Here is a 25,146-nt window from a genome sequence, read left to right on the forward strand (position 1 = left end):
TTGGCCCAATCGGGCATTAAGGTTCCGCGGCGCCCGACCACATGAAGGGGGTAACCGGAACCAGCCCGACAGGAGCTCCCATGAAGACCTATGTTGCCGCTTCGGCCCTCGCCCTCATGACCACCGGCGCCACCGCGCAGGAGGTGTCCAGCACCCTGCCATCCGCCGTCGGCGCCGTTGCACCCGCGCTCGAGGCCTATTCGACCAATGATCTTTTCGGCTCTGTCTGGGCGGGTGAAGAACTCTCCATGCGCGACCGCGCGCTTGTCACCTTTGCGGCGCTGATGACGCGCCATGAGACAGAGACCCTCGGCAGCTATGTCGAGCTGGCGCTCGACGCGGGCGTGACCCCGGCCGAGCTGTCAGAGACGATCACCCATCTCGCCTTCTACACCGGCTGGGGTAATGCCACCGCCGCCGCCGAGGCGATGGCGCCGGTCTTTGAGGCGCGCGGTGTCACGGCAGAGGAGCTGCCGGCGCTCGAGCCCGAGTTGCTTCCGATCAATGAGCAGGCCGAGGCCGCCCGTGAGGAAACCGTGCGCGGCAACTTCGCCAATGTCAGCATGGGTGTCGTCGACACCACGCGCGAGCTGCTGTTCAACGATCTGTGGCTGCGCCCGGCACTGGAGCCCCGCGATCGCAGCATGGTGACCGTCGCCGCGCTCATCGCCGCCGGTCAGCCCGAGCAGATGACCTTCCACTTGGGTCGCGCGATGGACAACGGGCTGACGCAGGAAGAGGCGGGTGCCATGCTGTCGCATCTCGCCTTCTATGCTGGCTGGCCCAAGGTCTTCTCGGCGCTGCCGGTGGCCAAGCAGGTCTTCGAGGCCCGTGCGAACTAAGTCTTCGGGCGGCGGGGCTTCGGCTCCGCTGCCGCAATTCAGGAGAACAGCATGAAGATCGGCATTCTCGGATCAGGTCTGATGGGCGGCAAGCTCGGCACGCTCTGGGCGGCCTCTGGCCATGACGTCACCTTTGCCTATGCGCGCAGTGCGTCGAAGCTTGAGCGCCTTGCGCGGGAGAGCGGCGGGCAATCGGGAACGATTGCCGACGCCGTGGACGAGGCCGACGCGCTGCTTCTGGCCGTGCACTGGTCGAGGGTCGGCGACGTGCTGGAGCAGGCGGGTGATCTGGCGGGAAAGGTGGTGCTGAACTGCTGCGTGCCGCTCGACGAAGCCAACCGGGACCTCGTCGTCGGCACCACCTCCTCCGGCGGCGAGGAGTTGGCCCGGATGCGCCCGAAGGCGCGCTGGGTGTCGTGCTTCAATACCACGCCCTCCGAGAGTTTCGCGCCGGTTTTCGCCCGCAAGGGGCAGGAGCCCGCGCCGCAGGTCTTCACCTATGGTGACGACGCGGGTGCCAAGGAAATCGCCAGCCAGCTCATCCGCGACATCGGCTTCGAGCCGCTAGACACCGGCGGGTTGCGCAACGGCCGTTATATCGAGCCCTTTGCCATGGCCACAGTCGAACTGGCTTACGTCCAACCGGGCGGGCCAGCGCTTACCTACAGATTTACCAAGCTGCGCGGCTGACCGCGCAGCGAGACAGAAGGAGAAAGACAATGAAAATCATCCGCGCAGGCAGCATTCCTTCCGGCCCCGGTCCCGAGGACTATTTCACCGGCACCGTGCGCATCGACCCGATGTTCCAGGCCGACGCGCCCGGCCGCACCAGCGGCGCGCATGTCACCTTCGAGCCCGGCGCGCGCACCGCGTGGCACACCCATCCGGCGGGCCAGACCATCATCATCACTTTCGGCAAGGGTCGCGTGCAGCGCGAAGGCGGTCCGGTCGAGGAGGTCACTGCCGGCGACATCGTTTTCTTCCCAGCCGAGGAAAAACACTGGCACGGCGCCGCGCCGGAAAATGCCATGTCGCACATCGCCATCCAGGAAAGCATCAACGGCTCGCCGGTGACTTGGATGGAAAAGGTGGCCGATGAGGACTACAACGGCTGATCCGGCAATCCGCCGTTCTTGAGGGCCGGGCGCTTTCCAGCGCCCGGCTCTTTCAGCTTCCAGCGCCACCGGCAGGGACCTCGCGCCATTCATGAGCCGCGCTCATCTCTGCAAGGCGGAGACCGGGCATACACTGGAGCTACACGCGCCGCATATGAAGGGGCAGCCCGCCTCGCGACCGCGAGGTCGCCAGTCGCAACCGAACGAGCCGATCCATGACCCGCCCCCATATCATCTGCCACATGATCACCTCCATCGACGGTCGGCTGCTTGCTGACCGCTGGCCTTGCGAAGAGGAAGAGCTGCTCGAGGTCTATGACGCCGCCGCGGCCCGGCTGGACGCGGACGGATGGATCGTCGGACGCACGACCATGGAGGCGCATTACCTCGAGGCCGCCGACCCAGCGCCGCTCGAGGAGATCGGCCCGCGGGCCGATCACATCGCGCCGGAGCACGATGCACTTTCGGGCATCGGCATCTGCATCGACCGTACGGGTCGGCTCCGCCCCGAAAGCGGCGACATTGACGGCGCGCATCTGGTGATGGTGCTCGGGGAGCAAGCCTCCCGCACGCATGTCGAGATGCTGGTCGCGCGCGGCGTGTCAGTGGTTTTCCTAGGCTCGGGTGAGAGGGCGCTGGCCGATGCGCTGGCGCGGATCGCGCTTGCCTTCGGCGCAAGGCGGCTGATCCTCGAAGGCGGTGGCGAGATCAATGGAGCTTTCCTGGCAGAGGGGCTGATCGACGAGACCAGCACGCTCGTCTACCCGGTGGTGGACGGGCAGGGCGGCATCCCCGCCATCTACGAACACCGCGGCACGACTAAAGCCCGTGGCCTCGAGTTGTTCGCCGTGGAAACCCTCGACAAGGGCTGTGTGTGGATGCGCCACCGAGTGCTCGCCGGCCGCCCGGCTGCACAAGGGGGTGCGGAATGACCCCCCGCGCCGCATCGGGGACCTTGGCACCGAAACTGCCGCTGGTCCTCGTCGCGCTGGCGACGCTGCTGGCACTTGTGGTTTTTACCGCGCCTCTGACCACGCTGGACGCCATGACCTCTGCGCTCGATCTCGGCGCGGCGGAGCAGGCCTGGGTGATGAGCGGCATGCCGCTTGGCGCCGCCTGCGGACTGCTCACCGCTGGCGCCTTCGGTGATGCGCTGGGCCGCCGCCGCACCTTCGTGGCCGGCCTTTGGATCACTGTGGTCTCGTCGATCGGCGCGGCGCTGGCCGGCAGCGCGGAGATGCTGATCGTGATGCGTATCGTTCAGGGGCTCGGTAGTGCCGGGATCATGGCCTGCGGGCTGGGGCTTCTTGGGCAGATCTACCAAGGCGAGGCGCGCAAGCAAGCCGCCGCGATTTGGGCGGCTGCGCTCGGGGCTGGGGTGGCGACAGGGCCGATCCTCTCCTCCGCATTTCTCTCGGTCTCGGGCTGGAACGCGATCCATTGGATCATCGCCTTGATCTCCACGCCGCTGGCGCTGGCATCGGTGCAACTTCCGGAGAGCCCCCGCACGGGGCTGCGGGTGGACCTGCCGGGCGCGCTCGCCTTGATGGTTGGTATGGCGGCGCTCATGTCTGCGCTTGTCGAGGTCCGTGTTGGCTCCTCGCTGCTGGTGATCGGGCTGATCGCACTGGCCGGGGTCTTGCTTGTGCTTTTCGTCCGGCTGGAGCGCCGCAGCCCGAACCCGATCCTTGAGCTGCGCCTCTTCCGCAGCCCGGCCTTTGTCGGCGCGACCCTGGCTGCCTTCGCTTCCGGAGCCGGGGTCTTGGCACTGATGTCCATGGTGCCGACCGTCCTGGTGCGCGGGCTGGGCCTCAGCCCACTCGCCGCCGCTGTCACCATTCTCGCCTGGTCCGGTGTGACCGTCGTTGCCGCGCTCGGCGCGCGCTTCCTGCCGGCGGCGCTCTCCTCGCGGGCAAGGGTGATCTGGTCGATTCTCGGCTGTGCGGTCGGGCAGGCGCTCCTTTTCGTCGCCGGCGCGGACAGCACCTGGGCCGTGCTGCTGCCCGGCCTTTTCGTGGCGGGCGTCGCCAACGGCATCCTCAACGCCTCGCTGGGCCATGAAGCGGTGCAGACCGTGCCGCAGGAGCGTACGGCCATGGGCTCGGCTGCCAACAACACTGCCCGCTACCTCGGTTCGGCGCTCGGCATCTCGCTGATCTCGGTGCTGATTGCCGGGGCGCAGGGCGAGAGCTTCTTCGAGGGCTGGCATCGGGCGGTGGTCGCGACCTCGGTCATCAGCCTGCTGGGCGTGCTGGCGATGCTGCTTCTGTCACGTCGCGATGGTGGCGGTCGGGCGCTGCCCGCCTGACAGCCCGGCCATTCATGAGGCTGGCTCATAGGCGCTATCTGGTTTCGACCCATAGCGTCGAAGCAAGCCTCGTAGGACACTTGGCCTTGCAGAGATCCCTTTTCGGCATGGCGCCTGCGCCCGCTCTTCGGGCCGTGCCCCGCCATCGTCGCGACAGACCCATCGAACCGACAGGTATGACAATGCAGCTGAACATCAACGGCGCGACGCATGACGTCGACGTGGAACCCGATACCCCGCTCCTGTGGGTGATCCGTGAGGAGCTTGGCCTGACCGGCACGAAATACGGTTGCGGCATCGCGCAATGCGGCGCCTGCACCGTGCTGATCGACGGTGTGGCGACACGCTCCTGCGTGACCCCGGCCGACAGCGTCGCGGGTCTCGAAATCCGGACCATCGAGACGGTCGAGGACACCGAGATCGGCCGCCGCGTGGTCGAGGCCTGGGTCGAAAACGAGGTCGCGCAATGCGGCTATTGCCAGTCGGGGCAGGTGCTGGCGGCAACGGCGCTGCTGAGCGATATTCCCAACCCCACGGACGCGGACATCGATGGTGCGATGACCAACCTCTGCCGCTGCGGCACCTACAACAAGATCCGCGCCGCCGTGCGCAGCGTGTCGGAGGCCTGAGCCATGGGTGTGATTGATCAACTCGCGCGCCGCCTCGGGCAGGCGCCGGTGAACGTGTCGCGGCGGGGCTTCCTCGCCGGGTCCGGCGCGCTGGTGCTGGCCACCGCGCTGCCGCTGCGCCCGGTGCGGGGCCAGGAGGCCGCTGCCGAGGCACCTGCCGCCACGGCCTTCCTCGAACTGCGCCCAGATGGCACGGCGCTGCTCCGCAGCCCGTTCATCGAGGGCGGGCAGGGCATCTTCACCGCCATGGCGCAAATCGTCGGCGAGGAGCTTGACCTCGCGCCCGAGAACTTCTCGGTCGAGATCGCTCCGGCGGGCGGCCCCTTCGGCGTTATGGGCGGCTACCGCATAACCGGCGGCAGCATGTCGACCCGCACCGGCTACCCGGTGATGCGTCAGCTTGGCGCTGCTGCGCGGGCAATGCTGGTCGAGGCGGCGGCTCAGGAGTGGGGCGTGGAGGCCTCCGAGCTGGTCACCGAGCCGGGCGTCGTGGTGCATGAGGGGTCCGGCCGCCGTGCGACCTATGGCGATTTGGCTACGGCGGCCATGGACCTGCCGGTGCCCGCTGCTCCGGCGCTCAAGGACCCGGCCGACTTTCGCTGGATTGGCACTGCCATTCCGCGCATGGATGTGCGGGCGAAATCCACCGGGCGCCAGACCTACGCCATCGACGTCGAGGTCGAGGGCATGCTGCTGGCCGCCCTTCGCCACGCGCCGCGCCTTGGCCTGACGCCCGCCGCGGTAACCAACCAGGCCGAGATCGAGGCGATGCGCGGTGTGCATTCCGTGCAGATGCTGGACGGCGCCGTGGCCGTGATCGCCGAGAAATTCTGGCAGGCCCGCCGCGCCATCGACGCCGCCGAGATCGACTGGATCGAGGGCGAGGCGCAATGGCCGATGCCCGCGGGCTTCTCCTCCGCCGGATTCCGCGACACGCTGGCCGGTGCCACGGGCGAGGTGGTCGAGGTCGAAGCTGCGGGCGATGCCGCCGGCGCGCTTGAGGCCGCGGAAACGGTGATCGAGGCCACCTACGATGCGCCCTACGTGGCGCATGGCCAGCTCGAGCCGCCCTCGGCCACGGCACGGTTCAACGAGGACGGCACTCTCGATCTGTGGATGCCCTGCCAGGCTCCCGAGATGTTCCTCGGTGCGGCTGCTGCGGCTGCGGGTCTCGAAGCGAGCCAGATCAACTTGCACCAGCAGGTGCTTGGCGGCTTCTTCGGTCGGCACTTCCTCTATGCGACTGCCAACCCCTTCCCGCAGGCGATCGCGCTGGCCAAGACCGTGGGCCGTCCGGTCAAGCTGATCTGGACCCGCGAAGAAGACTTCCTGCGCGATGCGCCGCGGCCGCTAGGCCTCGCGCGCTTCCGCGGGGCCGTCGGCCCGGACGGCCCGACCGCGCTGCAGGTGGAGGTGGTGGGCGAGGGCCCGACCCAGCGCTGGTACCAGGCGCCTCCGGGACAGGACGCGTCGGCGACCGAGGGCATCTCAGGCAAGACCTACGCGATTGCCAACAAGCACATTGGCCAGATCTTCCACGCCAATCCGGCGGTGATCGGCTACTGGCGCGCCGTGGGCCACTCGATGCATGACTTCATGTACGAAAGTTTCCTCGACGAGCTGGCGCAGGCGGGCGGCCTCGATCCCTTCGAGATGCGCCTGTCGCTGCTGGCGGGCTCGCAGCGTCACCGCAGGCTGCTGGAGCGTGTCGGCGACCTCTCCGGGGGCTGGACGCCCGGCCCTTTCGAGGCCGAGGACGGCAGCACCCGCGCGCGGGGTGTGGCCATGGCCTCGCCCTTCGGCTCCGAGGCCGCGGTGATCGCGGAGGTGTCGGTGGACGGCGGCGAAGTGCGCGTGCACCAGATCTGGGTCGCGCTCGATCCGGGGCAGGTGGTGAACCCCAGCACGGTAGAGGCGCAGGTGCAGTCGGCGGTCGCGCTCGGCACCTCGCAGACGCTGGTCGAAGAACTGGTCTACGAGAACGGCGAGCCCACGGCGCGCAACTTTGATATTTACCCGATCCTGCGCCTCGACCAGATGCCGCAGGTCCACACGGCCATTGTCGAAAGTGGTGCCCCCATGGGCGGCGTCGGTGAGCCTGGTCTTCCGGCGGTCGGCCCGGCCATCGTCAATGCGGTGGCAACGCTCACCGGTCAGCGCATCCGCAGCCTGCCCCTGTCGAAACACGACTTCGGATAAATGATGAATAAAATTGGCACTATCGTTCTCCTCGGCCTGCTGGCCGGGGAGCCCCTGATGGCGCAGGATGCTGCCGAAGGCGAAACCGTCTTCCAGCGCCGCTGCGCCGCCTGCCACACGCTCGACGGGTCCAATCGCGTCGGACCCAGCCTGCAGGGCGTGGTCGGTCGTGAGGCGGGAACCGCCGAGGGCTTCCGCTACTCGGGCGCAATGGAAGGCAGCGGCCTGACGTGGGATGCCGAGACGCTCGTGCAATACCTCGAGAACCCGCGCGACATGGTACCCGGCACGCGCATGGTGCTGCGCCTGCCGGACGAGGAGGATCGCCGGAACGTGGTGGAATTCCTGTCCACGCAGTAGGGCAGGTGTGTGTAACGAGTGATGTGTTCACGGGAGGCGGCTTCGGCCGCCTCTTCCGCGTCAGCGGGGCCGCTCAAGGATACTCCTCGCGGGTGAGCGGCGGGCGGAAGGTGAGGATATCGCCGCGGTGCATGGCGATGTTCATCCTGAACGCCTCGGCCACGCGCTCGGAGCGGGCGATGAAGAGCGCGGCGGTGCGCTCGGGGCAAAGCTCGGTCACCGTGTACCGGAAGATCGCGAGCCAGCGGCGGAAGTGCGCGTCCTCCAGCTCTTCGATGGCCTGATGCTTGGGCATCGGCTTGCCACTGTAGCTGCGCGTGCCGAGCAGGGCGGAACTCCAGAAGGCGGTGATCTTTTCCAGATGTTCCGGCCAGTGGTCGTCGGCGATGCGGGCATGGAAGACCGGGCCGATGAGCGGGTCGGCGCGGACCTGGTCGTAGAAGCGGTGCACCACGCAGCGGACCATGGCCTCGTCCAGACCTTCGGCAATCGCCTCGTCGGTGGTGGGCTCTCCGGCGCGCGACAGGGAAGGGCTCATGCGCCGTTCTCCCGCACAATATAGGTGCAGCGCCGCCCGCCGCTGACGATGTGCTCGTCTCGTTCAATGGTCGCGCTGGAGCCGAGGGCATTTTGGAACACCGCCTTCTCGGCGCGGCAAAAGCCCTGACAGAAGCTGGCGGCGGCGCAGATCGGGCAATGGTTCTCGACAAGACGCAGCGTGCCGTCCTCGTCCTCCTCGACCTGCGCCATGTAGCCTTCGGCACTGCGCAGTTCGGCCAGCCGCTCCAGCCGGTCGCGGGTGCTCTCGCAACCCGCCATGGCGTCGCGGTACTGCGCGAGCGTTGCCACCTCGCGCTCGGCGATGATCCGGTCCAGCGCGTCCGACCCCAGCACCTCGGTGATGCTGCGCAGGATGTCCACGGTCAGCGCGGCGTGGGTGTCGGGAAAGCGCGCCTGAGCCTTGTCGGTCAGGTGCCAGTAGGTCGCGGGTCGCCCGCGGCCAGCGCTGCGGCGTTCCTCGTCCACCAACCCCTCTTCATGCAGCTTCATCAGCTGCTGCCGCGCCGCCTCGCCGGTGATGCCCTGCCTGCGGCCGACCTCGGCCGAGGTCTGCGCGCCGTGCATCTTGAGTGTCATCAGCAGCCGCTCGGAAGGAGCCCGCGGCGACCATGCTTCTTTTTCCAAGTCATCGCTTGACATATTGGCTCCGATGTTTTTCAAAGTCGTTGCTTGTTTAATTAACCAAACGGGCCGCATCGCGCAAGCGCTGGCTCGAAAGGAGACCGAGATGACCTTCGAACTTCCCGCCCTGAGCTATTCCCATTCCGCCCTTGCCGAGCGTGGCATGAGCCAGGAAACGCTCGAGCTGCACCACGACAAGCATCACCTGGCCTATGTCACGGCGCTCAACGGTTTCGTCGAGGGCAACGCCGCCCTGCAGGGCAAGACGCTCGAGGAAATCATCGCGCTGTCCTATGGGGATGACGCGCTTGCCGGCGTGTTCAACCAGGCCGGCCAGCACTGGAACCACATCCACTTCTGGAACGCGCTCTCGCCGAATGGCGGCGGCATCCCCGGCACGCTCGAAGCCAAGCTGGTCGAGTCCTTCGGCTCGGTCGATGACTTCAAGTCCGCCTTCAAGACCGCGGCGACCACGCAGTTCGGCTCGGGCTGGGCCTGGCTGATCCAGAAGGCCGACGGCAGCCTCGGCGTCACCAAGACTCCGAATGGCGTCAACCCGCTGGCCACCGGCGAGGGCACCGCGCTGCTCGGCCTCGACGTCTGGGAGCACAGCTACTACGTCGACTTCCGCAACCGTCGCCCGGACTACGTGACCAATTTCCTCGACACTCTCGCGAACTACGAGTTTGCCGAAAGCAACCTCGCCTGATCGGCGCGGACCTGTCCCGCCGTGCAGCTGCACGGCGGGGTGTTCCGCCATGGCGGATGGAGATGGAATGACTTACGTCGTCACCGAGAACTGCATTGCCTGCAAATACATGGACTGTGTCGAGGTCTGCCCGGTGGACTGCTTCTATGAGGGGGAGAACACGCTTGTGATCCACCCCGATGAATGTATCGATTGCGGCGTCTGCGAGCCGGAATGCCCCGCCGACGCGATCCGCCCGGACACCGAGCCGGAAATGGACAAATGGGTCGAGTTCAACCGCAAGTACGCCGAGCTCTGGCCGGTGATCATCGCGCAGGGAACGCCGCCGGAAAATGCTGCCGAAATGGACGGCGTTCCGGACAAGCTCGCCACGCTGTTCTCGCCGAACCCGGGGAGCGGACAATGAAACCTTGGACAAGCCAATACGGCACCGGCGAAGCCGGGGAGGACAGCACCAGCGCCGATCCGCAGGTGTTCCGCGACGCCATGGCGACACTCGCGGCGACCGTCTGTGTGGTGACCTGCGGCTCCGGCGACGCGCGTTTCGGGCGGACTGTCACGGCGGCGATCTCGCTCGGCGTGGCACCGCCTGCGATCCTCGTGTCGATCGCGGCTGGCTCGGAGCTCGCCGATCGGATCCGGCAGAAGGGGCGCTTTTCATATTCCATGCTCTCGGAGGGGCAGGACGATATCGCCGACGCCTTCGCGGGTATGCTGCCGCCCGAAGAACGGTTCTTCAAGGCAGACTGGATTTCCTGGGCGTCGGGGGAGCCGCGGCTGCTGGATGCCGTCGCCTCCATGGATTGCCTCGTGGCGGATGCCTTCGAGGCCGAGGGTCACGTGCTCTTTGTCGGCCATGTGCAGGAGATCGCGCGCAGCACACGGCGCAAGCCGCTGCTCTGGTACGGGCGGCGCTACGGCACGGTCAGCCCGCAATAGACACCAATATTTAGGCGGCGGTAGAGAAGCGTTCCCGATACTCGCGGGGGGTCAGCGAGAACTTGCGGTTGAACACCTTGCGCATCTGGTCGTCCGAGGAAAATCCGACCCGGTGCGCGATGGTCTTGACCGGCAGTCCCGTCTCCAGCAGCAGCGTCGTTGCACGCTCGCAGCGGGCGTTCATCACGTAGTCCGAGGGGTTCTGCCCGACATCCCGGGTGAATTGGCGCACGAAGTTGCGCTCGCTCATCCCGGCGCGCTGCGCCAGATCGCCGGTCTGCAGCTTGCGCTCGAGATTGGCGTGGATCTAGGTCCGGATGTCGGCGATGCCGGAGTGGACCTGCGCCTGCCCGGTCAGAACCGCGCTGAACTGCGACTGGCCGCCGGGGCGTTTGAGATAGATCACCATGTCGCGCGCCACAGACAGTGCGAGGTCGCGCCCAAAATCCTGCTCGACGAAGGCCAGCGCGAGATCGATCGCGGCGGTCACGCCGGCCGACGTGTAGAGGTTGTCCTCGCGCAGGAAGATCGCGTCGGCCTCGACCCGTACGTCGGGATAGGCCTGCTGCAGCCGTGCAGCGACGCTCCAGTGCGTTGTGGCGCGACGTCCATCCAAGAGCCCGGCCTCGGCTAGGAAGAAGGTGCCGGTGCAGAGCGAAGCGAGGCGGCGGGCCTGCGCCGCGTGGCGGCGGCACCAGTCGACGATCTGCGGATTGCCGCGGAGCGCCTCCTCGATCTCCAGCGCCCCGGCGATCATCACCGTGTCCTGCGGCGTGGCCTCCGCCAGCGCGCGCTCGGCGGTCAGCGTCAGGAAGCTCTCGGACTGCACCGGGCCCGGGGTCGGGGCGATCAGTTCGACGTCGTAGCGCGCCGGGTGCGAGGCCGCCGCGAGGTATCGGTTGGCGGCGGTAAAGACGTTCACCGGCCCGACGGCCTCCATGCATTTGAAGCCCGGGTAAATCACGATCTGGACGTGGCGCAGCGCGCTCGGCGCGGTGACAGGCTCGGTCGGCGAGGAGGCAAGCACAGCGGCTCCATTCTTGGCATTGCTCGGCGCAATTCAGGGGTGACTTGTCCGGAAACGTCCGAACATCCCGATTGCACCGGCCTTGGGGGTATAGGACTTTTTCCCCATGGGGAAGGCGCGGCGGCACCTTGGTGTCTTGCCCTTCACGACAATTGTCAGCCCTGAGGACCGCCCTTGCTCGAGGAGCGTCGCCGCAGAGGTTGTCAGGACATTCTTTGAAAGGAACAACGACATGAGAACCCGTGCAGCCGTGGCGCTCGAGGCCGGCAAACCGCTCGAAATCATGGAAGTGGAGCTCGACGGGCCGAAGGCTGGCGAGGTGCTGGTCGAGATCAAGGCCACCGGGCTCTGCCATACCGACGAGTTCACCCGCTCCGGCGCCGACCCCGAGGGGATCTTCCCCTGCATCCTCGGCCATGAGGGCGCGGGCGTCGTCATCGAGGTGGGCGAGGGCGTCACCACGCTGAAACCCGGTGATCACGTGATCCCGCTCTATACCCCCGAGTGCCGCCAGTGCCCCTCGTGCCTTTCGGGTAAGACCAACCTCTGCACCGCGATCCGCAATACCCAGGGCCAGGGGCTGATGCCGGACGGCACCACGCGCTTCAAGATGCTCGATGGCACGCCGATCTATCACTACATGGGCTGCTCGACCTTCGCCAACCACACGGTGATGCCGGAGATCGCGCTGGCGAAAGTGCGGGACGACGCGCCCTTCGACAAGATCTGCTACATCGGCTGCGGCGTCACCACCGGCATCGGCGCGGTGATCAACACCGCGGGCGTGGAGATCGGCTCGACGGCGGCGGTTTTCGGCCTCGGCGGCATCGGGCTCAACGTGATCCAGGGCCTGCGCATGGCCGGGGCCGACATGATCATCGGCGTGGACCTCAACGACTCCAAGGCCGAGATGGCCAAGAAGTTCGGCATGACCCACTTCGTAAACCCCTCGAAGATCGAGGGCTCCGTCGTGCAGGAGATCGTCAACCTGACCAAGCGCGGCGCGGACCAGATCGGCGGCGTGGATTACTCCTTCGACGCCACCGGCAACGTCAAGGTGATGCGCGACGCGCTCGAGTGCTCGCACCGCGGCTGGGGCGTGTCGGTGATCATCGGCGTGGCGCCGGCGGGGGCCGAGATCTCCACCCGGCCGTTCCAGCTGGTCACCGGCCGGGTCTGGAAGGGCACCGCGTTTGGCGGTGCCAAGGGCCGCACGGATGTGCCGAAATTCGTCGACTGGTACATGGACGGCAAGATCGAGATCGACCCGATGATCACCCACAAGCTCAAACTGGAAGAGATCAACCACGGCTTCGATCTCATGCACGAGGGCAAGTCGATCCGCGCGGTGGTCGAGTTCTGATCCGGCGCTTCGGCACAGAATGAAATTCCCCGGCAGGCACTTCGCTTGCCGGGAGTTCGACATTTCCCTTCCTACCCGGACATTCGGAGCCAAGCGGCGCTGTTCTCCGGGCAATGGGCCCATTCATGCATCCCTTTCATGAGTGCCTTCCGTTCTGAGCGGGTTATCTGGTCGGGCAGACTTTCCTAAATACCGGCTCATGAAGCGGACAGGGCCGGTGAAGCGTCAGCGACATCCATCGGCTGCACCTTTCCGGGAACAAGATATGGAGGGACTCAGATGATCCTCGAAGAATCTTTCACCCTGCCCAACGGCGTCGCCATGCCGAAACTCGGCCTCGGCACCTGGATGATCCAAGACGATGTCGTGGCGGACGCTGTGAAGGCGGCCATCGCGATGGGCTATCGCCATATCGACACCGCTCAGGCCTATGGCAACGAGCGCGGTGTCGGTTTGGGCATCCGCGAGAGCGGCGTCGCCCGTGACCACCTCTTCCTGCAGACCAAGCTGGCGGCTGAGGTCAAGGACTACGACGGCGCCAAGGCGGCGATCGACGGCTCGCTCAAGACCCTCGGGCTCGATTATATCGACCTGATGATCATCCACAGCCCGCAACCCTGGGTAGAGTTCGGCGGCGAGGACCGCCGGTTCGATGGCAACCTTGCTGCGTGGAAGGCGCTGGAAGAGGCCTACGACGCCGGCAAAATCCGCGCCATCGGCGTGTCGAACTTCAAGCAGGCCGACCTGCAGAACCTGCTGGATAACGCCACCGTCAAGCCGATGATCAACCAGGTCCTCGCGCATATCAGCAACACGCCGTTCGAGCTGATCGACTTCTGCCAGCAGAACGGCGTGATGGTTGAAGCCTATTCGCCCATCGCGCACGGCAAGATCCTCGACAACGCCGAGATCAAGGCGATGGCCGACACATACGGCGTCACCGTCCCGCAACTCTGCATCCGCTACGTGCTGCAACTGGGTCTCGCGGCGCTGCCGAAGACCGGCAACCCGGCGCACATGAAGAGCAACGCCGAGCTGGACTTCGTGATCTCGGACGCGGACATGGACGCCCTGAAGAGCGCCGAGGAGATCAAGGACTACGGCGACGCCAGCATGTTCCCGGTCTACGCCAAGAGCTGACCTTCCAGACCGGGACGGGGATGGAGTGTGCCGAGAGACGCCGCGCAGTTCGCGCGGCGTCTTATTTGTGCCGGGCTGCTGCCCTCTACAGAGCGGGGATGGTCCAAGTCTCGCCAGGTTCGACCGCCCTCGCCCGCCTCGGGGACGCCGTGGCGGGCGAGGGCGCGGAGCAGGTCGGTGCGCGGCGCGGTTCGTGCCTCGTTGGTCAGCTGGATCGTGCCCCAATGATGTCCGACCGCATAGGTGGCGCGCGTCAAAAGAAACGCGCCTGCCGTCCGCAGGCTCCGCAGCCATGGACGTCCTTTCCAGCGGTAATCAGCCTGATGGGGACGATGTCGTCGCTTCCGGCCGCTTTGGCTCGATCCAATTTTCCGACCATCAGCCCGGCGATGGCGCTGACTCGACTGATGACGGCGACGATTGGAACCTGGAGGTCGGATGACCGCGGGTACGGCACTTCTCACCACGAACGAAAAATTCGCAGCCGTGGAACGGCTGCGAGACAAATATCTCTCGACGCCGCGAGGCGTCCATTTATTTTGGGGTAAATTTTGGCTGACTTTGCGCGCTCTGTATCCTCAATGGCGGTAGTCCGGTTTTCCTGGTGATTGATTTTCTCGTCTTAGAGTGGTGCTGGTGCCACGAGGACTGAATATGATGCTGCGGCTCACGTGACGCGATGTCTTCGAGGAGTGGAGTTCTCGGTAAAAAGTAATGATTCTTGGTGCGAGGTATTTCAGAATGATGCGATCAGGTATCATCCGATCAGGTCGGCGGTTACCGTTGTGATCAAGTGCTGAACGATGTACACGAGAATTATTCGTTGTTGTTTTGGGCGCCAAGTAAGCATGTGACGCTATAAGGCTTTGAAGCCAGTGATTTTCAATCTCTCGTGGTTTGAGAGCTTAGATGGATCGACACTCACAACGCAGTTCGTCCCGCTGCAGCGACCCTCCGCCCAGTAATTTATGCCGCCAAAAGGCTTAGTATCGAACGCCTCATAGCCGTCAAAGGATTCACTTTGAGCTACGAATCCGAGTCGGGCGCATGCGACGACAATTTCAATTTTGTGTTTTGCGGTAAGAATTGCGAGCTCGTCGAGGAAAGATTTCATTTGCTCTGGTGACATATGGTCCTCCTAGCTTTGGTCTGAAATTGTGAAGGTTCTTTATTTTTGATCATGGCAGAAGTGAGATTGGCTAGGCAGGCCAGAAGCGAAGAAGAAAAATTTTTGAAATTTGATCTGCCTCGTCTCGAGGTATTCTTCTGATGCAAAGGCTTTCGTTTGGGCGTGCGCAGAAGGCTTTCCTCAAGAAATTACTTCGTCATTCTCTCATGTGGCCTATCTCCTCGTCGAAGCCACCTTGCGAAAGGGTTGTGCCCGGTGGAGTTGGCTCCTCTAGGGGCATCTGTGCCGCGCCAGGAGAGCATGAGGAAGGAAATTTCGGTTCGCAGAGGTATCCTAAATATATTTAGTATCAATAGCTTGCGTGTCGATGGGAGGGATGAAGCCCACTCATGCGTCGCCGATTTTCGATGACTTAACGTCAACCTGTTTCCGCGGCGAATTCGATGAGCACAAATACTTGGAACAGACCGACCAGTAACCAGCCTGCAGGCGGGTCGGCTGCAGACGCATCATAGCTGGAGACCACCAAAATGAGCATGGCCTCGACCAATCCGCATCAGACAGTCGCGGATCTTCGCGGGATGTACATCAAGACAGCTCGTGACGATCTTCTTCGAACACAGCTCGACCGGCTTCTGCAGTGCAATTCGGACGGGCAGCCGATCCCGAGGCCTGTGATTTTCACGAAAACCGGCAACGATGAGGGCGATACGCGAGGTGTAGTGCTCGTCGAAGGGGCCGGTGGGGGAAAGACGTCTCTGATACACCATGTTCTGTCGACCTATCCCGCGCTACAAAGCGACGATTCAGAGTGTCGACGTTGGCTTGGGGTGCGTGTCCCGAGTCCTGCCACGATAAAAGCCCTGGGCCTCGAGATCCTGCGAGCGTCCGGCTATCCGGAGGTGTCTTCGTCTCGCAAGGAATGGGATATCTGGAAACTCGTGCGGCATCGCCTCCAGGAGTTGGGTACCGCTGTCCTGTGGATCGACGAGGCGCATGACCTGTTCCGGGCCGGCAAGCAGGTCGAGGACATTCTGAAAATGTTGAAGTCGGTCATGCAGGGACCGGGCGCGGTCATCATGATCCTCTCCGGCATCGACAGTCTTTGGAACATCGCGTCGTATGATGACCAGGTCAAACGGCGCTACGCCAAGGTCTCCTTGCCCGCTGTCTCTGCCGCCAGCCACGAGGGTCAGTTGGTTCGCTTGATGGGCAAGTATTGCGAGAAGGCGGGGCTCTTGCCCCCGCCGTCCTCTGACTTGATCTCGCGGCTCGTCTTCGCCAGCCGAGGGCGTTTCGGGCGCTGCATCGAGAACATCATTGCCGCAATCGAAGCGGCTCTCCTTCGCGGCGACAGCCAATTGGCGGTAGAACACTTCGCGGAAGTCTGGGCGATGCACGAGGGGGCCGCACCTGGCAAGAACGTGTTCCTGTCTTCGAGGTGGACAGAGATCGATCTCTCGAAGCTCCACCTCGCTGCGTGAAACGAGAAGGGCAGCAACCATGCTTACTCCTCATGTGCCTTTTGATCTGAGTGAATCCGTGATGGGCTTTGCCGCCCGCCTCGGCGACTTCCACACCGGCGGTCGAACCGGTCCGTTCCTGCGGGATATCGGCGTCAACGTCGTCGACCTGGCGCGCGGCCAGAAGGGGGCCATCGAGAAGCTCTCGAGCTGCGTCGGGGTCTCGCCAAAAGCAATGCTGTTCAACGCTCCTCGTGGCATCGATCGTCGGCATTTTGAAATCCGCGGAGAAACCGTGTCGGCCGAGTTCTTGTCATCGCCGCACACTGTGTTTTGCCCTGCCTGTTTGCTGGAAAACGACCAAGCGTCGGGTGGGAGGACGGGGGTTCGTTGTCACCGGTGGATCTGGCAGCTGAACGTGGTTCGGACCTGTCCCGACCACGGGCTGCCGCTTTTGAGACGCAAGGCGGATTTCTCGGGCGACCGTTTCCACGAACTGGCGATCATGGTGCCCGAGACCGGGCCGGAGCTTTCGAAGCTGGTAGCGTCGCTCGACGCGCGGGCCGTTTCGCCGTTGCAAGCCTATGCTCTCGACCGCCTCGAGGGCAAAGCAGGGCCGGCCTGGTTGGACAGCCAGGATGTCGACCAAGCGGTGAGAGCCAGCGAAATGCTCGGCGCACTTGTCATGTTCGGGCCAAAGCCCAACCTCGACCAGTTTTCCGCATGCGACTGGGACAGGGCAGGGGCCGCCGGGTACGCCATTACCTCCCGAGGCGAAGAGGGAATTCGTGGCGCGCTTTCCGACATCCAGGCAGCGGCAGAACGAAAGGGGGGCAAACCGGGACCTCAAGCGATCTTTGGTCGGCTGTATCAATGGCTTTCCCGCTCCCGCGCTCAGAAGGACCCCGGGGACCTGAAGCGCATCCTGCGCGATCAGATCGTCGAAACCATGGAGATCCCTGGTGGTACTTCAATCCTCGGTGAAATCCTGCCCGAGCGTCGCCTGCATTCTTGCGCCACTCTCGCCAGCGAAATGCGGCTCGACCCGCGCACTCTTCGGAACGTGCTCGTGGCGAAGGGCCTCATTCCCGCTGATGCGAAGCCGGGGGCGAACAATGTCTTCGATGCGGCCCGTGGCCGGGAAATCGCGCAATTGGTTCGTCGCCTTGTCGCGATTGCGGGCCTGCCGAAACGGCTCGGCTGCACCCGTCCACGTGCGGAAGACCTCGTGAACGAAAGGATCCTTGCACCGATCGCGGAGAATGCTTCGGATGCCCCAGGTCGCCAGAAGAAGGCTGTCGACGAAAAGGACGTCGAAAACCTTCTCGCCCGCCTCGAGGCCGCGGCAGACCCCGTTGAGGTATTGCCTGCCGACATGGTCGATCTCGCGACCGGCGCCATGAAGTCGAGGGTTCCGGTTTATGAGATCGTGCACCTCATCCTCGCAGGTAAACTGTGCAAAGTAGTCCGTCTTGCCGGGGAGCATGGCTTTGCGGCAATCCACATTGATCCGGCCGAGACGAAGGCAGTTGCTGCAGAGGTCATGGTCGGCTTGTCGCCGACTGCCGCCTTTGCCGAGGTACGGCTTCCCGTCGCTTCGGGTTGGGAGTTGATCCGCCGCGGGTATATTTCGGCAGTTGAAGTCCGGTGTGGTGATGGTGACCACGTGATCCATCGTATCCCTCCGAAAGCCCTCGAGGCATTTCTCGCCGAGTACACGACCGAAGTGATCATCGCGGCAGCCCTAGAGATGGGTGTTCGTGATCTGAAGGGCGAGATGAAAAAAGCAGGTGCGAAGACGCATCTCCGAAAGAATGATCTCGGAATGCGCATCTTCCGCCGCAGCGAATTGCCGGAACGTTTCCGAGTGTAGAACGAAGAAAAACCTACTGCTATTCATGATCGGTCGCCTTCGGGCGACCGTTTTTTTGTGCTCGCGTAAGAAATTTCAACCGCCAATGCTAAGTTGCGAAATGGCCGTTTTAGCCGCCGATTTCGATTTTGAAGTCAATAAAATCAATATCTTGCGATCACGGAATGGCCAAAGTTAGGTGTGTTTTCACAGTCAGAGAAAGCAGATGAATGCGCAAACGGAAGCATAAGTCTGCGCAAGGGGTGTCAAGGGCGAAACGTACCGCCTCGTGCCCTTCGGCTGCTCTCTGAAGGACGGTGATAGAGGCGCCGGGGCATATGCTCCGGCGCCTTTCGCGTATGGAGGGGATGCGCGGTTCGTGGCATGAAGCCGCGGATCCGGCGGAGGGCCGTTGTGACCTCCCCGTATGAGCCTTAGCATGGCGCAGTGGGGCTGGCTTGCGATGGTGAGACCCTGGACACGAGGTCGCTTAGAAGCGGTGGGAACTCCGATGAAGACCATGAAGCCGACGCAAGCTGTCGCTACGATCCTGAGCCGATATCAGCGTCGGAGAAATTGTCAGGTGCCCGTCACAGCAACGGACGTCTACGGCGACACCCTTGCTCGCGTCTGTGGAGACGACGTTGACCTCGACCCCGTCGAACGGGGCCTCATCCATCTAAAGCGCCAGAAGGTGATTTCCGGCAGAAGACTGGTCACGCTTCTTGCTCGCCATCAGCGCGAGATCAAACCTGAGTGAAGCCTCCCGAGGGCTTCCTGGGGTACTGGGCTCAACCCCAGATACGAATACACGAAGGCCACCACTCTGGGAGAGAGAATGGTGGGCTACAAGCGGTCGATGAAAACCGTTCACGTCCGGCGCAGTATGGTGAACTGCTCTGGCTCGAAGGGCGGTTTCAGGAAGTTCGCTGCATCTTGTTCGAAAGTCCTTGACCTGCTCCCCTGAAAAGTCCGCGGTTTGAGGTTAGCCTGTTCTCGAAACGAGGAGACAGACGATGCGGAAAAGCCGTTTCAGCGAAGAGCAGATCATCGGCATCCTGAAGGAGCGCCAAGCCGGGATAGGTGCTATGGAACTCTGCCGGAAGCACGGCATAAGCGATGGCACATTCTACAAGTGGCGCTCGAAGTATGGGGGCATGGAAGTGTCCGAGGCCAAGCGGCTAAAAGCGCTCGAGGTTGAGAACGCGAAGCTGAAGAGTTGGAGGGATCAGCAAAGGCCCCAGTGGGGCGTTTGCCCCGAACAACGCTGGCGGAGCAGATGCTCGATGTCGCCACGCTCAAGGAGAAGAGGCTGGGAATGGAGGCGGGTGAACGTCTCCGGTGCAAGAGAACCTGCCGACCCTTCTGAAGCCCGGTGCAAGGCGACGCGCTGTGGACTGGGCCATGACCGAGAAGAACTACAACCAGCGCCGGGCCTGTGCCTTGGCCGGGATCGATCCGCGTATCTACAGACGACGATCAACCAGACCTGCGGACACCGAGCTGCGAGAGAGGCTGAACGAGCTGTCCAGCGAACGGCGTCGCTTCGGCTATCGAAGGCTGCACCTGCTTCTTGGCCGCGAAGGCTGGAAGGTGAACTGGAAGAAGCTCTACCGCATCTACCGAGAAGAAGGCTTAACAGTCCGTAAACGGGGCGGTCGCAAGCGGGCCCTGGGGACCAGGGCGCCCATGGCGATCCCGCAGGGGCCGAACCAGCGCTGGTCGCTGGACTTCGTGTCAGACAGCCTGCTCGATGGTCGCCGCTTCCGGGTGCTCTGCGTCATCGACGACTTCAGCCGGGAATGCCTGGCCGCGGTCGTGGACACCTCGCTGTCAGGGCAGCGCGTTGGGCGTGAGCTCGACAGCATCGCTCGGGTGCGAGGCTATCCATGCATGGTGGTCAGTGAGCGAGCCTTGTCCGCCATTGGTCCGAGGACAATGGCGAGCGGCACGGAGCTGACCTCGAACGCCATCCTCAAATGGCAGGAGGAGCGCCGGGTCGAATGGCACTACAACGCTCCGGGAAAACCGATGCAGAACGGCTTCGTCGAGAGCTTCAATGGACGGCTGCGTGACGAATGCCTCAATGAGCACCTGTTCGCCAATCTGCGCCATGCCATCGCCCATCGGGCTCGGACCGATGGCGTCTCGATGGACGATCCTGATCGAGGCGTGGCGCGACGACTCGAGGCGACGGGTGGCGCGAAGTCCGCGGTTTGAGGTTAGCCTGTTCTCCACAACCACCACCGCCCCTGAAGGAGCACCAAGCCGGCATGGGAGCCAAGGAGCTGTGCCGGATCGACCCGCGGGCTGGGAAAACATGAAAGCTGTGGACTGGGCCAGAAAGAAAGAACTACAACCAGTCTATCGGCGTGGATCAACCAGGCCTGCAGACATCAAGTTGCGAGAGAGGTTGAAGGAGCTGTCCGGCGAACGGCGGCGCTTCGGCTATCGGCGACTGCACCTCCTGCTGGGCCGAGAAGGCTGGCAGGTGAACTGGAAGAAGCTCTATCGGATCTACCGTGAAGAAGGCCTGACAGTGCGCAAGCGCGGCGGTCGCAAGCGCGCGATCGGAACGAGGGCGCCGATGGCGATCCCGCAGGGGCCGAACCAGCGATGGTCCCGGGACTTCGTCTCGGACAGCCTGTCGGATGGGCGCCGGTTCCGTGTGCTGTGCGTCATCGACGACTACAGCCGGGAATGCCTGGCAACGGTCGTGGACACCTCGCTGTCTGGGCTGCGCGTTGGCCGTGAGCTCGACAGCATCGCTCGGGTGCGCGGCTATCCATGCATGGTGGTCAGCGACAACGGCACGGAGCTGACCTCTAATGCCATTCTGAGTTGGCAGGAAGACCGGAAGGTCGAGTGGCACTACATCGCGCCTGGGAAGCCCATGCAGAACGGCTTCGTCGAGAGCTTCAACGGCCGCCTGCGAGACGAGTGCCTCAACGAGCACCTGTTCGCAAACCTGCGCCACGCCCGGGAGCTGATCTCGGCCTGGCGCGACGACTACAATCACCACCGCCCCCACACGAGCCTCGACGGGCTCACCCCGTGGGAGTATCACCAACGGTCAGTAAAGGACCAAACCCTGAACAGAGCGAACTAATAACCGCGGACTCCACGGGGAGCAGGTCAATTTGCTCACCCTCCGCACCCTCGTCGTCGGCGCGCTTAGCCCGGTCCCGAGTGGCTGCAGTTGTTCCAATCTTTTATTTGTGTGTCGCAGGGCCTGCGATCATCCCGTGTCGCCCCCTTGGAGACGAGGGTGTTTGGTCTCCCCGAACAATGGGTTGGCGGCGACAAAGCGCGGATTCACTTGGTTTCGCCGCTGCGGCGTGAACGTCAAGGTCAACACAGGATATCATTTGAGCCACCAAGATGCGTTCAGCGTAGACGAACTCAGCAATACATCAGGTGCATTGCAGAATAACTTCGCTAAGTGCCGGGCGTGTCGCTGAGCTGACCCCATCGGGTGGTCCGGGTTAAATGCTGATGCATCGTCGGCCTTCGATCCATGGGGATGAAGGTCTCCGGTGCCGGCGCCCGATATCCTGGAGCGCTATGCGGCCGGTCCATGTTGTAGTGTTTTCGCCATCTTTCGATGAGGATTTGCGGCTCCCTGAGCGAGCAGAAGACCTCGCCATTCAGCAGCTCGTCCCGGAAGCGCGCATTGAAGCTCTCGCAGTAGCCGTTCTCCCAAGGTGACCCGGGCTCGATGTAGGCGGTCTTCGCCCCCACCAGGTCGATCCAGTCGCGGACCTTCTGCGCGATGAACTCCGGGCGGTTGTCGGACCGGATGAACCGCGGCGGGCCGCGCTGGATGAAGAGGTCCGTCAGGGCGTCCAGGACATCAGTGGAGTTCAGCCGCCTGTCGACACGGATCATCAGCGCCTCCCGCGTATATTCATCGAGGATGTTGAGCGTCCGGTAGGCCCGGCCGTCGCTGGTCCGGTCCTGCACGAAGTCGTAGGACCAGACGTGGTTGGAATGCTCCGGTTTCAGCCGCACGCAGGAGCCATCGCCCAGCCAGAGCCGGCCACGTTTCTTCTGCTTGTGCGGGACCTTGAGCCCTTCGCGCCGCCGTTCGCCGCGGGCCTTGGACCGATGGCGGACCGCGGCTCACCGCGCCACCCGCTTGTGGTTCACCTGCCAGCCAGCCCGGCGCGGCAGCGCGGCGACCCGGCGGTAGCCGTAGCGGCCATACTCCCGGGCCAGTTCGATGACGTCGGCGGTCAGCCGCGCCTCATCTTCCAGCCCCGGGGCGGCTTGCGCTGCGCGGAGCGGTGCTGGTCGAGCACCCGGCTGGCCCGGCGTTCTGAGATGCCGAATGTCTCGCGCACATGCTCCACGCATTCGTAGCGGCGCGGAGGGTTTAGGGGCTCCGCCCGTTCAGGGCTCAAACGGTCCCCCGGACCGTTTCCGGGACGCCCTTCACTCCCCGTGCAGCCTCGGTCAGGATCAGCTTCTCGAGCGTCAGGTCGGACACTGCCCGCCGCAGCCTCAGGTTCTCCTTCTCGAGGTCCTTCAGCCGAGACCACTGAGCCCGGTTCATCCCGCCATACTGCTTCCGCCACCGGTAGAACGTATGCTGCGATATCCCGATCTGCCGCACCGCATCGGCCATCGACAGGCCCTGGCCGTGCAACACCTCGACCTGGCGCGGTCTAGTGACAATGTCTTCCGGCTTCTCACGCTTTCCAGCCATTCTTTAGCCCTCCTGTTCGCCAAAATCCTATCGGATTTCAGGCTTCGTGGGTGGACCACTTCAAAGGGGCTGGCTCAAACACATCCGGCTGCACGGGGCGAGGCGCCGCCTGATCGCCGAGCACTGTGAAGCGGCGCACGTCGGCTATGCCGTCGGCTACGAGAGCGCCTTGCAGTTCAGCAAGGAAAGCAAGCGCTAGTTCGGCAGGCCGCCACGGCAGGATGCCTAGCTGATGTTCGCAGCGATCTGGCCACCGGTATGACTTATGCCCTCCCGGACTGAGCCATGAGGGTTTAGGCGCCTCCAAAGGGTAGAGTTCGGCCTCCGGCATGACACCATTTCTGACCAGGCCGGGTGCCCGACTTGCCTGTCTTGATTGTCAGCTTGGGACGATCGTCGCGCTGCGGGTGACCCCAAGGGCTTCGAGAATATCTCCCACGCCGCCATCGCGAGCCATTCTGGCAAGAAATTCCTGCAAGTGCGCCCGCACATCCGGGCGACCCTTGTCGATGGCTATGGCCTGAAGGATTTCCATGCATGGCGGGGCAAGCACCCGGGCGCCGGGCCGGGTTTTGGCTTCCCGGGCCATGACCTCGCCGATGCCGGCGGCAGCCTCTACCTCGCCGGCGTCGAGCGCTTCGAGCATGGTGTGGATGTCCGGGTAGGTGACAAGGTGTTCGGCACCGGGCATGCGCGCCAGCGTCAGCGTGTAGGCCAATCCGTCGACCGTGCCGACCTGTGCGCCCGAGGCCACAAGCGCCTCCGCATCAGCGGCAGGGCAGTTTGCTCCCGCAAGATAGCGTCCGTCGATGCGGACGTAGGGTGCGGTGAAATCGAGGACTTCGGCGCGCTTTGGAACGACGGCGAGAAAGCAGACATCTCAGGCATCTTCGGTTGCCGTGTTGGAAACATCCACCGTCCGGCCATACTCGACGAAGCGCAAAGGTGCACCGATCTCGCGGGCAAGGGTGCGCGCGAGATCGACGGAGATGCCCCGTGGCGTTCCATCCGCGTCGCGTCCGATCAGGACCGGTTGCCGTGGTTCAGGGCGACGCGGAGTTCCCCACCGGGGGCATGCTGCCGGATCAGGTCGCGCATGTCGGGCCTCGCAAAACGCCGTGGGTTGGTTTGCGACACATTGTATCATTGATGGACTAAAATGCAATACCTGCCTTAGTTCCTAGTCGCGTTTGAGGCGCGCCCCGTCGGACCAGGACCAGGCGGCGGGGGACTTGCGCGTCTGCGCCCCGGCGAGATGGCGGCGCATGAAATAGGAGGCTTCGACGATCTCGCCACGCTTCAGCAGGTCGATGATCTGCAGGTGCTCGCTGGACTGCGCCTGCACGCGGACAAGATCGACCTTCGCGCGGTACTCCATAAGGCGGCGCATCCGGTTGACCCGTTCCAACGCGCTGACAAAAAAGACGTTTCCAGACATCTTGATGATTTCTTCGTGGAATTCTGCGCCCTTGGTGACGATGCTTTCCGGAGCGGTTTGCGAGACATCGATCTGCAACAGCGCTTCCTGGATCCGCTGCTGTTCTTCCAGGACGTCCCGGTTCAGCGTGAAGCCCGGCTCGAGCATCGCGGCAGGTTCGATGGCGATGCGAAAGCGATAGATTTCATCAAAGGCGGCGCCTGTCTTGGCAACGGGAAGGAGCCTCCAGCCGTACCCTTCCGTGCGTTCCGCCCAGCCTTCGCGCGCCGCGCGGGCGAGGACTTCGTTCAGCTTTGCCCGCGTGAGCTCGTAGCGCTCCCGCAGCATCTGTTCGGTGACGATCTCGGGCAGCGCGTCGGTCATCCAATCTTCGGCAAGCTGGTAGTACTCGTCCTTCCGGCCTTCTCCCTCCTCTGTGAACTCGGTGATTGCATCGCGCGGCAGAACCTCCGCCACGAAGTACCCGCGGTTTGGATAGTGTTGAAGAACCCCCTTCTTTTCCAAGCAGATGAGTGCGTCTCTCACCGGTGTCCGGGAGACGCCGTAGCGGTCGGCGATCTGCTGCGCCCGCACGTGGCTCCCGCCTTCAAGCGCTCCTGCGACAATGTCCTGTGCCAAGCGCCGCGACAGGCGGTTGGCGAGATCGCTGGCTGACATCGCGGTTCCTTCCCCCTTTTCCGAGTCGGGCGCAGGCCGGGCCGCCGACACCGAGATTTGGATTCTTGCACGCAGACGAAGTGTTG

The 25,146-nt window shown here is 63.9% G+C and carries 23 protein-coding genes and 4 pseudogenes; 20 read left to right on the top strand and 7 right to left on the bottom strand.

Annotated elements, in window-relative coordinates; all coding sequences use genetic code 11:
- Positions 1-80: 80 nt before the first annotated feature.
- The 8 genes from PVT71_RS20155 to PVT71_RS20190 all read left to right on the top strand — a co-directional run bounded on the left by PVT71_RS20155 (position 81) and on the right by PVT71_RS20190 (position 7,453).
- Positions 81-842 (top strand): carboxymuconolactone decarboxylase family protein, encoded by a 762-nt coding sequence (locus tag PVT71_RS20155; RefSeq protein WP_353474244.1) that lies wholly within the window; start codon positions 81-83, stop codon positions 840-842.
- Between the two features lie 51 nt (positions 843-893).
- On the top strand, positions 894-1,532 hold the full coding sequence (locus tag PVT71_RS20160; protein ID WP_353474245.1) for an NAD(P)-binding domain-containing protein: 639 nt from the start codon (positions 894-896) through the stop codon (positions 1,530-1,532).
- A 29-nt stretch (positions 1,533-1,561) separates the two neighbouring features.
- Complete coding sequence (locus tag PVT71_RS20165; RefSeq protein WP_194137993.1) at positions 1,562-1,957, top strand: cupin domain-containing protein; 396 nt, start codon at positions 1,562-1,564, stop codon at positions 1,955-1,957.
- Between the two features lie 215 nt (positions 1,958-2,172).
- Positions 2,173-2,889 (top strand): dihydrofolate reductase family protein, encoded by a 717-nt coding sequence (locus PVT71_RS20170; protein WP_353474246.1) that lies wholly within the window; start codon positions 2,173-2,175, stop codon positions 2,887-2,889.
- Positions 2,886-4,265, top strand: a complete 1,380-nt coding sequence (locus PVT71_RS20175; protein WP_353474247.1) for an MFS transporter — start codon at positions 2,886-2,888, stop codon at positions 4,263-4,265. Before PVT71_RS20170 ends, PVT71_RS20175 begins: the two co-directional genes overlap by 4 nt.
- A 182-nt stretch (positions 4,266-4,447) precedes the next feature.
- Positions 4,448-4,894, top strand: coding sequence for a (2Fe-2S)-binding protein (locus PVT71_RS20180; RefSeq protein WP_353474249.1), 447 nt, complete (start codon positions 4,448-4,450; stop codon positions 4,892-4,894).
- Between the two features lie 3 nt (positions 4,895-4,897).
- A complete protein-coding gene (locus PVT71_RS20185; protein ID WP_353474250.1) occupies positions 4,898-7,093 on the top strand; it encodes a xanthine dehydrogenase family protein molybdopterin-binding subunit in 2,196 nt (731 codons plus the stop codon).
- 57 nt (positions 7,094-7,150) lie between these two features.
- Positions 7,151-7,453 (top strand): cytochrome c family protein, encoded by a 303-nt coding sequence (locus PVT71_RS20190; protein WP_353474251.1) that lies wholly within the window; start codon positions 7,151-7,153, stop codon positions 7,451-7,453.
- Between the two features lie 73 nt (positions 7,454-7,526).
- Here PVT71_RS20190 and PVT71_RS20195 read toward each other — a convergent pair whose 3' ends face one another.
- Complete coding sequence (locus tag PVT71_RS20195; RefSeq protein WP_353474252.1) at positions 7,527-7,991, bottom strand: group III truncated hemoglobin; 465 nt, start codon at positions 7,989-7,991, stop codon at positions 7,527-7,529.
- Positions 7,988-8,590, bottom strand: a complete 603-nt coding sequence (locus PVT71_RS20200; protein WP_092430582.1) for a metalloregulator ArsR/SmtB family transcription factor — start codon at positions 8,588-8,590, stop codon at positions 7,988-7,990. The genes PVT71_RS20195 and PVT71_RS20200 overlap by 4 nt, the downstream gene beginning before the upstream one ends.
- A 151-nt stretch (positions 8,591-8,741) precedes the next feature.
- Between PVT71_RS20200 and PVT71_RS20205 the strand changes: the two genes are divergently transcribed.
- From PVT71_RS20205 to PVT71_RS20215, 3 genes are all read left to right on the top strand, one after another.
- A complete protein-coding gene (locus PVT71_RS20205) occupies positions 8,742-9,344 on the top strand; it encodes a superoxide dismutase (RefSeq protein ID WP_353474253.1) in 603 nt (200 codons plus the stop codon).
- Between the two features lie 67 nt (positions 9,345-9,411).
- Positions 9,412-9,750, top strand: a complete 339-nt coding sequence (gene fdxA / locus PVT71_RS20210) for a ferredoxin FdxA (protein ID WP_353474254.1) — start codon at positions 9,412-9,414, stop codon at positions 9,748-9,750.
- The gene (locus PVT71_RS20215; protein WP_353474255.1) at positions 9,747-10,283 is read left to right on the top strand and encodes a flavin reductase family protein; all 537 of its coding nucleotides are present in this window, start codon (positions 9,747-9,749) and stop codon (positions 10,281-10,283) included. Before fdxA ends, PVT71_RS20215 begins: the two co-directional genes overlap by 4 nt.
- A gap of 10 nt (positions 10,284-10,293) precedes the next feature.
- Here the strand turns inward: PVT71_RS20215 and PVT71_RS20220 are convergent, their stop codons facing one another.
- Both PVT71_RS20220 and PVT71_RS20225 read right to left on the bottom strand, forming a co-directional pair.
- Complete coding sequence (locus PVT71_RS20220; protein WP_353475568.1) at positions 10,294-10,590, bottom strand: helix-turn-helix domain-containing protein; 297 nt, start codon at positions 10,588-10,590, stop codon at positions 10,294-10,296.
- Complete coding sequence (locus PVT71_RS20225; protein WP_353474256.1) at positions 10,591-11,310, bottom strand: AraC family transcriptional regulator; 720 nt, start codon at positions 11,308-11,310, stop codon at positions 10,591-10,593.
- Positions 11,311-11,542: 232 nt separating this feature from the next.
- On the opposite strand from PVT71_RS20225, the gene PVT71_RS20230 reads away from it, so the two are divergent.
- From PVT71_RS20230 to PVT71_RS20265, 8 genes and pseudogenes are all read left to right on the top strand, one after another.
- Positions 11,543-12,673 carry an S-(hydroxymethyl)glutathione dehydrogenase/class III alcohol dehydrogenase gene (locus PVT71_RS20230; RefSeq protein ID WP_353474258.1) on the top strand — a complete coding sequence of 377 codons (1,131 nt, stop codon included), beginning with the start codon at positions 11,543-11,545 and terminating at the stop codon, positions 12,671-12,673.
- Positions 12,674-12,952: 279 nt separating this feature from the next.
- The gene (locus PVT71_RS20235) at positions 12,953-13,813 is read left to right on the top strand and encodes an aldo/keto reductase (RefSeq protein WP_353474259.1); all 861 of its coding nucleotides are present in this window, start codon (positions 12,953-12,955) and stop codon (positions 13,811-13,813) included.
- A gap of 292 nt (positions 13,814-14,105) precedes the next feature.
- Entirely contained in the window at positions 14,106-14,255 is a 150-nt protein-coding gene (locus tag PVT71_RS20240) for a hypothetical protein (RefSeq protein WP_353474260.1), read from the top strand.
- 1,217 nt (positions 14,256-15,472) lie between these two features.
- Positions 15,473-16,426: a TniB family NTP-binding protein gene (locus PVT71_RS20245; RefSeq protein ID WP_353474261.1), complete on the top strand. Its 954-nt coding sequence runs from the start codon at positions 15,473-15,475 to the stop codon at positions 16,424-16,426.
- Between the two features lie 19 nt (positions 16,427-16,445).
- Positions 16,446-18,278: a TniQ family protein gene (locus tag PVT71_RS20250; protein WP_353474263.1), complete on the top strand. Its 1,833-nt coding sequence runs from the start codon at positions 16,446-16,448 to the stop codon at positions 18,276-18,278.
- 490 nt (positions 18,279-18,768) lie between these two features.
- Positions 18,769-19,017 carry a hypothetical protein gene (locus PVT71_RS20255; protein WP_353474264.1) on the top strand — a complete coding sequence of 83 codons (249 nt, stop codon included), beginning with the start codon at positions 18,769-18,771 and terminating at the stop codon, positions 19,015-19,017.
- A 256-nt stretch (positions 19,018-19,273) separates the two neighbouring features.
- A pseudogene (locus PVT71_RS20260) lies at positions 19,274-20,477 on the top strand (IS3 family transposase).
- A gap of 157 nt (positions 20,478-20,634) precedes the next feature.
- Positions 20,635-21,366: pseudogene (locus tag PVT71_RS20265) on the top strand (IS3 family transposase); the annotation flags it as partial.
- Positions 21,367-21,695: 329 nt separating this feature from the next.
- Here PVT71_RS20265 and PVT71_RS20270 read toward each other — a convergent pair.
- Positions 21,696-22,965, bottom strand: a pseudogene (locus PVT71_RS20270) (IS3 family transposase).
- Positions 22,966-23,011: 46 nt separating this feature from the next.
- On the opposite strand from PVT71_RS20270, the gene PVT71_RS20275 reads away from it, so the two are divergent.
- On the top strand, positions 23,012-23,164 hold the full coding sequence (locus tag PVT71_RS20275; protein ID WP_353474266.1) for a hypothetical protein: 153 nt from the start codon (positions 23,012-23,014) through the stop codon (positions 23,162-23,164).
- Between the two features lie 180 nt (positions 23,165-23,344).
- Here PVT71_RS20275 and PVT71_RS20280 read toward each other — a convergent pair.
- Together PVT71_RS20280 and PVT71_RS20285 are read right to left on the bottom strand one after the other, a co-directional pair.
- Positions 23,345-23,815 (bottom strand): annotated as a pseudogene (locus PVT71_RS20280) (transporter substrate-binding domain-containing protein); the annotation flags it as partial.
- A 330-nt stretch (positions 23,816-24,145) separates the two neighbouring features.
- Positions 24,146-25,060, bottom strand: coding sequence for a GntR family transcriptional regulator (locus PVT71_RS20285; protein WP_353474268.1), 915 nt, complete (start codon positions 25,058-25,060; stop codon positions 24,146-24,148).
- Positions 25,061-25,146: the final 86 nt, after the last annotated feature.

The sequence above is a fragment of the Salipiger sp. H15 genome, from assembly GCF_040409955.1.
GTDB lineage: Bacteria > Pseudomonadota > Alphaproteobacteria > Rhodobacterales > Rhodobacteraceae > Salipiger.

What these genes read in the sequence shown, in the direction of transcription:
- PVT71_RS20155 (WP_353474244.1), top strand. Translation starts at nt 81, where the DNA reads ATGAAGACCTATGTTGCCGCTTCGGCCCTCGCCCTCATGACCACCGGC.
- PVT71_RS20160 (WP_353474245.1), top strand. Translation starts at nt 894, where the DNA reads ATGAAGATCGGCATTCTCGGATCAGGTCTGATGGGCGGCAAGCTCGGC.
- PVT71_RS20165 (WP_194137993.1), top strand. Translation starts at nt 1,562, where the DNA reads ATGAAAATCATCCGCGCAGGCAGCATTCCTTCCGGCCCCGGTCCCGAG.
- PVT71_RS20170 (WP_353474246.1), top strand. Translation starts at nt 2,173, where the DNA reads ATGACCCGCCCCCATATCATCTGCCACATGATCACCTCCATCGACGGT.
- PVT71_RS20175 (WP_353474247.1), top strand. Translation starts at nt 2,886, where the DNA reads ATGACCCCCCGCGCCGCATCGGGGACCTTGGCACCGAAACTGCCGCTG.
- PVT71_RS20180 (WP_353474249.1), top strand. Translation starts at nt 4,448, where the DNA reads ATGCAGCTGAACATCAACGGCGCGACGCATGACGTCGACGTGGAACCC.
- PVT71_RS20185 (WP_353474250.1), top strand. Translation starts at nt 4,898, where the DNA reads ATGGGTGTGATTGATCAACTCGCGCGCCGCCTCGGGCAGGCGCCGGTG.
- PVT71_RS20190 (WP_353474251.1), top strand. Translation starts at nt 7,151, where the DNA reads ATGGCGCAGGATGCTGCCGAAGGCGAAACCGTCTTCCAGCGCCGCTGC.
- PVT71_RS20195 (WP_353474252.1), bottom strand. Translation starts at nt 7,991, where the DNA reads ATGAGCCCTTCCCTGTCGCGCGCCGGAGAGCCCACCACCGACGAGGCG.
- PVT71_RS20200 (WP_092430582.1), bottom strand. Translation starts at nt 8,590, where the DNA reads ATGACACTCAAGATGCACGGCGCGCAGACCTCGGCCGAGGTCGGCCGC.
- PVT71_RS20205 (WP_353474253.1), top strand. Translation starts at nt 8,742, where the DNA reads ATGACCTTCGAACTTCCCGCCCTGAGCTATTCCCATTCCGCCCTTGCC.
- fdxA (WP_353474254.1), top strand. Translation starts at nt 9,412, where the DNA reads ATGACTTACGTCGTCACCGAGAACTGCATTGCCTGCAAATACATGGAC.
- PVT71_RS20215 (WP_353474255.1), top strand. Translation starts at nt 9,747, where the DNA reads ATGAAACCTTGGACAAGCCAATACGGCACCGGCGAAGCCGGGGAGGAC.
- PVT71_RS20230 (WP_353474258.1), top strand. Translation starts at nt 11,543, where the DNA reads ATGAGAACCCGTGCAGCCGTGGCGCTCGAGGCCGGCAAACCGCTCGAA.
- PVT71_RS20235 (WP_353474259.1), top strand. Translation starts at nt 12,953, where the DNA reads ATGATCCTCGAAGAATCTTTCACCCTGCCCAACGGCGTCGCCATGCCG.
- PVT71_RS20240 (WP_353474260.1), top strand. Translation starts at nt 14,106, where the DNA reads ATGGACGTCCTTTCCAGCGGTAATCAGCCTGATGGGGACGATGTCGTC.
- PVT71_RS20245 (WP_353474261.1), top strand. Translation starts at nt 15,473, where the DNA reads ATGAGCATGGCCTCGACCAATCCGCATCAGACAGTCGCGGATCTTCGC.
- PVT71_RS20250 (WP_353474263.1), top strand. Translation starts at nt 16,446, where the DNA reads ATGCTTACTCCTCATGTGCCTTTTGATCTGAGTGAATCCGTGATGGGC.
- PVT71_RS20255 (WP_353474264.1), top strand. Translation starts at nt 18,769, where the DNA reads ATGAAGACCATGAAGCCGACGCAAGCTGTCGCTACGATCCTGAGCCGA.
- PVT71_RS20285 (WP_353474268.1), bottom strand. Translation starts at nt 25,060, where the DNA reads ATGTCAGCCAGCGATCTCGCCAACCGCCTGTCGCGGCGCTTGGCACAG.